This is a genomic window from Streptomyces sp. NPDC043812 (assembly GCF_056436245.1).
The window spans coordinates 1-6,621 of record NZ_JBWKCY010000068.1 but is presented as its reverse complement, the minus strand read 5'-3'; the positions used below and the strand labels follow the sequence as shown (position 1 = coordinate 6,621).

Genomic DNA, 6,621 nt, shown 5'->3' with positions numbered 1-6,621 from the left:
GGAACAACCCCCACAACTCGTCCGGCACCAACCGCTCAACGATTCCCACCATGAACAACACTCTACCGAGATAGCCAAATGAGATGACGTCTAAGCAGCCGCCTCCTCGCCGTCACGCGAACCCTGGCGGCCGTAGCCGATGGCGAGCAGCGGCTGCCCGCCCCCTCTCCTGCCTACCTCCGCCGTTATGCCGCAGTGCTGGAGCAGGCCGCGATCGCGTGCAGCGCCGCTGCCGAACTGCTCACGAGCGTCGACGAGCCACAACCGGTGCGCGACCGACGCGACACCGCATTGACGAACGCGTGGAGCACGCTCGACAACCTCATCAGGGACTTCCAGCAGGAGAAGGGCACAGCAGCGGCGGTGGGAGGTGAGCTTCTGGTCGAGGCTCGGCAACTCCTGAGCGAGCTAACGCCTCGGACAGCTGCCGAGCCGATCGTGGAGTCGTCCCCCTGAGCCCGCTCTCCTTTCCTACCCCTTGAGTGGGCGGCTTCCGAATGGGTAACCGCATTGTGGCCGTGACAGCAACTGTCACACGCCGATGCCCCAAGGAGAGAGCCGTGGACGTGTTGATTCGCACGGAACCGAAAATCCATCAAATTCCCGCTGCGGAAAGGATACGAACCTGCCGCCTGGCCATCAGAGACCGGGAGACGGAGCCGGAAGATCCTGCGGATACCTGGCAGGAATGCAATATCTTCCGTAGCGACGACTAGGACAGAAATAGCGGGGAACGGCAGGGAGACACGCATGCCCGGCAGAATGCGAACCCTGGAGGGCCGCCTCGCCGTGGTCACCGGAGCCGCCCGGGGCATCGGTGAAGGTCTCGTCCGGCGGCTGTCCGACCGCGGCGCTCGCGTCGCACTCGTGGGCCTGGAGGAGGCCGAGCTTGCTCGCGTGGCCGCGACGCTTCCCACCGAGGCCCACTCATGGTTCGCCGACGTGTCCGACGCCTCGGCGATGACGCGCGTCGCCGCGGAAGTCGACGAGCGGTTCGGACCTGCGTCAGTGGTCGTGGCCAACGCCGGGCTGGCCGAAGGGGGTCCCTTCGCCGACTCCGAACACGAGACCTGGCGCCGGGTGATCGAAGTGAACCTCATCGGGAGCTCGATCACTGCTCGCGCCTTCTTGCCGGCGTTGTTCACCACGCGGGGCTACTACCTCCAGATCGCCTCGCTCGCGTCCATCGGAGCCGCTCCGCTGATGAGCGCCTATTGTGCCTCGAAAGCAGGAGTCGAATTCTTCGCGCACTCTCTTCGCGCGGAGCTCGCACCCCGTGGCGTATCTGTCGGGATTGCCTATATCAATTGGACCGACACCGACATGATCCGGGATGCCGATCGCTATCCGGTGTTGCGCGAACTCCGCGCCCACATGCCCGCTCCGGCCCGCAAGGTGTATCCGGTGGGAACAGTGGCCGACCGCCTCGCACGTGCCGTCGAGCGGCGCGCCCGGTCCGTGTACGTTCCGTCATGGCTGAGGGCGTTGCAGAGTGTGCGCGCAAGCCTCCCCGCCGTGGTGGAACTGGCTTCCCGCAAAGAGCTCATGCGCTCCGAGTTCTCCCCGACCGGACTGCTCGGTGCAGGAGGGCAGGCGGACGCCGACCGCACCGCAGCCCCGAGGGGGCCGTAGGTCGCACGAGGCGTTCCCGGCAAGCCTGCGGCCCGGCAGCGCGCGGTGCGCTGCCGGGCCTGTACGGGGAGGAATCAGCCGCAGCGGCGGCCGGTGTTGATGCAGTTCAGGGCCCGTTTCATCATTCGGTCCGACATGGCGTTGATGAAGTCGCCTTGGTCGGTGATCGGCTTGTGGAACGACTCGGGGAAGCTGTCGACGGCGAAGCTGGTGCTCCGGTACAGACCGGTGTAGAGCAGATGCGGGTCGCCTGCCCAGTAGGCCTCATCGGACGCTGTTACTCCCCGGATGCGTCGGTGCAGCTCTCGGACACGGTCGACTGCACGCTGCGCGTCGTCCGCGGTGCCATAAGTGGTCACGGCTGCAGACGACCCCATGGGTCGCCCTGGTAGCCGGAATGCGCGGCGACCGCGGCCATCGCGAGCGGGTGCAGGGACTGCATGAGCAGTGCGCGAAGTCCGCCGATGAACATCGAGGCGTCACCATGCACGATGCGGATCGGCCGTTCGGGCCCGAACCACCGGGGTCCGGGTGCCCCATGGATGCGGGCCCTGGTCGCAGCACCTGAGGGCCCGGCCACACGGAGGAAGAGGCTGGATCCGAGCTGCTGCCGCAGGTTGCCGTGGCATGGGTCGGGATCGTCCATGGCTCAAGTGTCGCTCCGCAGGACGCTCCACGGAGCGATGGAGTCGGTTCGTGGGCTGCCTCGTCATCTTCGAGGGGTGCGCGGCCGAGGACGCTGAGCCGCGGCCGACGGGTAGACCAACGCCTGATGCCGTAGGGGCCGGGGGGCACCCGTGCGCTCCCGGCGCTCACCGAGACGGGGCGGGCGGCGCCGGGCGCCGCCAGCGCGTACTCGAGCGACAGCCCAGCCCCCCGCTGGCGACGATCACGATGTCGTGGCGTCCTGCGCGTGGCTCATGCCTCCTCCGTGTCGAGGACGTAGTTTCCGCCGACCTCCGGGAGACCATGTGCGCCTCGCCCGCCATGGCTTCGACCACTGCGTGCACTGTTGCGTCGGGTCTGCACGTCGGCGGCTTCGCAGGGGGTGCTGCGCATTCCGGCCGCGTGGCGAAGCCCGTGTCCAGACCCCAGCCGGCCTCGACGCGCGGATGCCCTGCCGGTGATGGAGGCCCGAGGGAAGAACGAACCCGCCGCCCCTGGTCAGCCGTGCATCCGATCGGGCGGGCTGGGGTCCGCGGCCGGGTGTGTGACCGCGGTCCGGTCCCGGAAATCGGTTATATGGAACAGGTGGCCGCTGACCGTCCGGCCTGCGTCGCCGAAGAAAGAGCTGGTGGGTAGCGTGACGCACGGAGCCAGGAAGGGTTCCTCGTACAAGGGGACGTCGTCGAAGGCGATCCTTCATCACTACGATTTCCTGGGGGACTTCTACAGGCTGACGCTCGGCACCGATCTCGTCTACTCCTACGGCATGTGGGAGGAGGGAGACACACTCGAATCGGCCCAGCTGCGCAAGCTCGACCACCACGCTGAGGCGGCGCACGCCGTGGGCGCGGAACGGGTGCTCGACGTCGGCTGCGGCTACGGCAGCCTTGTCCACCGACTGGTGGAGACGCATCACGTCAAACGCGCGGTAGGGATCACGATGAGCCCCGTCCAGGCCGCGTGGGCCCGTGACCAGCACTGGCCGGGCTGCGAGGTCCGGCTCGAGAACTGGTTCGATCACGTACCGGACGGGCCTTACGACGCCATCATCGCCATCGAGGCAATCGAGCACTTCGCCGGGAATACCATGTGGCGGTCGAAGCGTGTCGCCCGATACCGGGAGTTCTTCCAACGTTGCCATTCCTGGCTGCGGCCGGCGGGGCGTCTGTCGTTGCAGGCGAACGCCTGGAACGACCGCGGCTGGCTCGCTTCCCTGGTACTTCCTCCCCAGCAACTGACCCCACGCGGCGGGAGTCATGTCGCCGAGGAACGCCTCCGCCTCAGGGACGTCTTCGGCGGTATCAGGAACGTGCGCGAAGGTCTTCACGCGTCGCGGAAGGTGTTCCCCGAGTGCTTTCTGCCGACCCGGGGCGAACTGACCGAAGCCAGCCGGGGCCTGTTCCGCGTGGTGGAAACGCGAGACGACCCGAGCGACGGCGTGTCCACGGTGGAGAGCTGGTTGGCGAGGGCTGAGGCCAACCGGGCGCGCGGCGCGGAACTCATCGGTGAGAGCGCGGTGTCCGACATCATCAGGGAACAGGAAACCGCACTCCGGTTCATGCGCGAGGACCGCTTCACCGTCGTTCGCATGGTCTTCGAGAAGGCGTGAGTCGATTTCCCCTGTACCCGGGCAAGGCTCTTTCGCGGCCCTCAGGAAGGGAGGCCCCAGCCCGAGCAACGATGTCCGCACCTTGAGCATCACGCCGTTCCGCACCGGAGGGGTCCGCCAAGAGGACGCCCGGCACAGCCGAGAGTGTTGGTGTTCGGCGGGTCACGGTCGGAAAGCAGTACACCGGAACTACGCAGGAGAGGGTTCCAGAATCGCTCGCGGTGGGCGTGGGTGGCTCGGCCTATCAAAGTAGGCCTGCCGGTCCGGGTGCCGTTGCCCGCTGGTCCGCCTGCTCCGGGAGGTGGTACACGGCGAAGGCGCGGCCGATCACCGGCTGGGCCACATTGCGGACGCGTACCCCGCCGCTGGTCATCCCCCGTTCCCTCCCTGAGTGGGCGTGGCCGTGCACGGCGAGGTCGGCTCCGGCTTCGTCCACGGCCTCGGCCAGCAGATAACTGCCGAGGAAGGGGTAGATCTCCAGCGGCTCGCCGCCGAGAGTGTCCGGCACCGGCGCGAAGTGCGTCAGGGCGATCCGGACCGCGCAGTCCTGCTCCCGTAGCTCGTCAAGGGAGCGGCGAAGGCCGTCCGCACAGCGGCGGGTGTACCGGATGAAGGCCTTCATCTCCGGCTCACCGAATTCGCCACCGCTCCGTCCCGCGAAGCCACCGCCGAATCCCTTCGTCCCGGCGACTCCCAGCCGTACACCCCGAATGTCCAGCGTGCTGCTTTCGCACTCCAGAACAGTTGCGCCGGCCTCATGGAGCAAGGCCGTCACCTCGTGCTGCTGACCGCTGTGGTAGTCGTGGTTGCCGAGGACGGCCACCACGGGCACGTCGAGTCCCGCCACCTCCCGCGCCACCACCTCGGCCTCGTCGGTCGTCCCGTGCCGGGTCAGATCACCGGCGAGCAGCAGCACGTCCGCGCACCCGCCCAGGGTGTCGAAGGCAGGCCGGAGGGAGCCCGCACTGTCAGGCCCCAAGTGGATGTCGCCTACGGCAGCGACCCGGATCATGTGAGTTCCTCGGGGTGGTCAGGGGCGGTCCTACCCGCCACCGCCAAGTCCTCGTGCCACGGGCATCCGGCCAGCACTTCCTCCGCGATACGCAGCACTTCTTCCCGGCAAGCAGAGCTGGAGACGGTGCCGGACAGCATGACGCTGTCGCCCCGCATCTCGATCCGTACGCCCATCTCGGCGATCGGCCCGCTCATGAGTCGTTCCCTCAGGTGTGCCACTCGGTAGGAGACGCTGTCGGCGTGCGTCACGTTGTTGCCTCTCGAGGTTTTGTGATCTCCAGACGCTCCAGGAGGTACAGGAAGGCGTCGGGCATGGGCGAATCCCGATGCTCGCGGTACAGCCGGCCCCAGTCGATCTTCTCCCGCAAAGCCCGGGCAATGGGCAGCACCGCCCCGAAGTCGCAATGGTGCTCCGAGAAGGCGGCCAGCAGACTGCTGACAAGATCGGTGGCTGCCAGCACTGGCATATGCACCGAGTCAACCGGCAGGGTCTCCGCCCGGCCGAGCAGTTCCGTGGTCACTGGCCGTTGTGCCAATTCGAAGATGAGGTCGACCTCCTCGCCGCGGGTACGCGCCTTGACCAGCCAGTCCTCAGTCGGGGTGCGCACCTCGATCCCGGCGTTCTGCAAGGCTTCGGTCACCACGCCCTCGTCGTGACGCAGAATGCAGAAATCGACGTCATGCTGGAGGCTCACGGGCACACCGTGTGCATAAGCCGCCACACTGCCAGCCAGGGCGAACGAGTGCCCGCCGCTCTTGAGCGTGGCTGCCACATGCTTGGCGGCCTCCAGGATTGCTTGGCTGCGATCCGGTGGGAGGGGCCATGCGCTGCTCCGCTTGTCGCTGCTCTCGTGTACCAGGGGTTCGTCTTCCACAGCTCTGTCTCCGCCCAGACGCAGGGCACCGGGTGCGTCGACAGGGTCCTCGGACCGCCTTCCGGTGTCCTGCGACGGTGTTCTCACGGTTGCATCGACCTTGCTTGGCCTTAACACGCGTCCCCTTTGGTGGATCGGAGCCAAGCCGCGCGGCCGATCCGGCTCGTCGCAATGGGCCGGTTCGAGCCCCGGCACCAGGTTCCGGATACTGACTTGGCAGGTCATCTGGGTTTCTCGTACGGCAGGCGTGTGACTCGTGACCTTTCGTTTACCCGCTCGGGACGCGATATCCGGCATGGAGGAACAAATTTCCGTCCGGCCGCCGAGAGATCCACGCAGGGGAGAAGGCCCGTGTCGTGATTGCGCAAGGTGTCGACGAGTCGACCGGACGGGCCGTCTACGAAGCGTTGACCATCCGATCGCATACGACGTGAGTCGGGCGGGCCTTGCGCCGGTATTCCGAAAGCGTGTTCTTCGCGCTCAGACTTCGGCGTCCGGCTCGCGTCGTTCCAGCGGATGCATGGCCGGGTCCTGCAGCGCCTCACCGTCTACGCCGAAGGCGAGCCGTGGCAGGGGCACTCCCACGCGCTGTCGGCCTCGTTCAAATGGGCCCCATCCGACGAAGCCCCGGCACGTAGGCATGACGGGCTCCGGGACGGAGGACGCACGGCACGTGATCGGTGGAGAAGGTGTCCTGGGTGGCCCAGCGATGAGTGATGGTGAAGTCGTTTAAGAAGCCATCTCATTTGGTGAGTCTGCGGTAGCAGATGAGGGTGCAGGCGATGCTGGTGAAGGCGAGGAAGTGGTCCGCTTTACGTTCGTAGC

General features: G+C 67.0%; 7 protein-coding genes and 1 pseudogene. 4 read left to right on the top strand and 4 right to left on the bottom strand.

Translation table 11 applies throughout. The features are described 5' to 3' along the window. The first annotated feature begins 195 nt into the window (after positions 1 to 195). The 3 genes from AC067Z_RS38375 (at position 196) to AC067Z_RS38365 (ending at position 1,632) form a co-directional block, all read left to right on the top strand. Positions 196 to 456, top strand: coding sequence for a hypothetical protein (locus tag AC067Z_RS38375; RefSeq protein WP_478794281.1), 261 nt, complete (start codon positions 196 to 198; stop codon positions 454 to 456). Between the two features lie 104 nt (positions 457 to 560). Continuing rightward, a complete protein-coding gene (locus AC067Z_RS38370) occupies positions 561 to 716 on the top strand; it encodes a hypothetical protein (RefSeq protein ID WP_478794280.1) in 156 nt (51 codons plus the stop codon). 34 nt (positions 717 to 750) lie between these two features. After that, positions 751 to 1,632: an SDR family oxidoreductase gene (locus tag AC067Z_RS38365; protein ID WP_478794279.1), complete on the top strand. Its 882-nt coding sequence runs from the start codon at positions 751 to 753 to the stop codon at positions 1,630 to 1,632. 233 nt (positions 1,633 to 1,865) lie between these two features. Here the strand turns inward: AC067Z_RS38365 and AC067Z_RS38360 are convergent. After that, a pseudogene (locus AC067Z_RS38360) lies at positions 1,866 to 2,278 on the bottom strand (oxygenase MpaB family protein); the annotation flags it as partial. 657 nt (positions 2,279 to 2,935) lie between these two features. Here AC067Z_RS38360 and AC067Z_RS38355 point away from each other — a divergent pair. Continuing rightward, the gene (locus AC067Z_RS38355) at positions 2,936 to 3,907 is read left to right on the top strand and encodes an SAM-dependent methyltransferase (protein ID WP_478794278.1); all 972 of its coding nucleotides are present in this window, start codon (positions 2,936 to 2,938) and stop codon (positions 3,905 to 3,907) included. A gap of 244 nt (positions 3,908 to 4,151) precedes the next feature. On the opposite strand, the gene AC067Z_RS38350 is transcribed toward AC067Z_RS38355, so the two are convergent. The 3 genes from AC067Z_RS38350 to AC067Z_RS38340 are packed head-to-tail and all read right to left on the bottom strand — an operon-like array spanning position 4,152 to position 5,796. Next, entirely contained in the window at positions 4,152 to 4,919 is a 768-nt protein-coding gene (locus tag AC067Z_RS38350; protein ID WP_478794277.1) for a metallophosphoesterase family protein, read from the bottom strand. Then, the gene (locus AC067Z_RS38345; protein ID WP_478794276.1) at positions 4,916 to 5,116 is read right to left on the bottom strand and encodes a hypothetical protein; all 201 of its coding nucleotides are present in this window, start codon (positions 5,114 to 5,116) and stop codon (positions 4,916 to 4,918) included. Before AC067Z_RS38345 ends, AC067Z_RS38350 begins: the two co-directional genes overlap by 4 nt. Before the next feature lie 50 nt (positions 5,117 to 5,166). Further along, positions 5,167 to 5,796, bottom strand: coding sequence for a nucleotidyltransferase family protein (locus AC067Z_RS38340; RefSeq protein WP_478794275.1), 630 nt, complete (start codon positions 5,794 to 5,796; stop codon positions 5,167 to 5,169). Between the last annotated feature and the right edge of the window lie 825 nt (positions 5,797 to 6,621).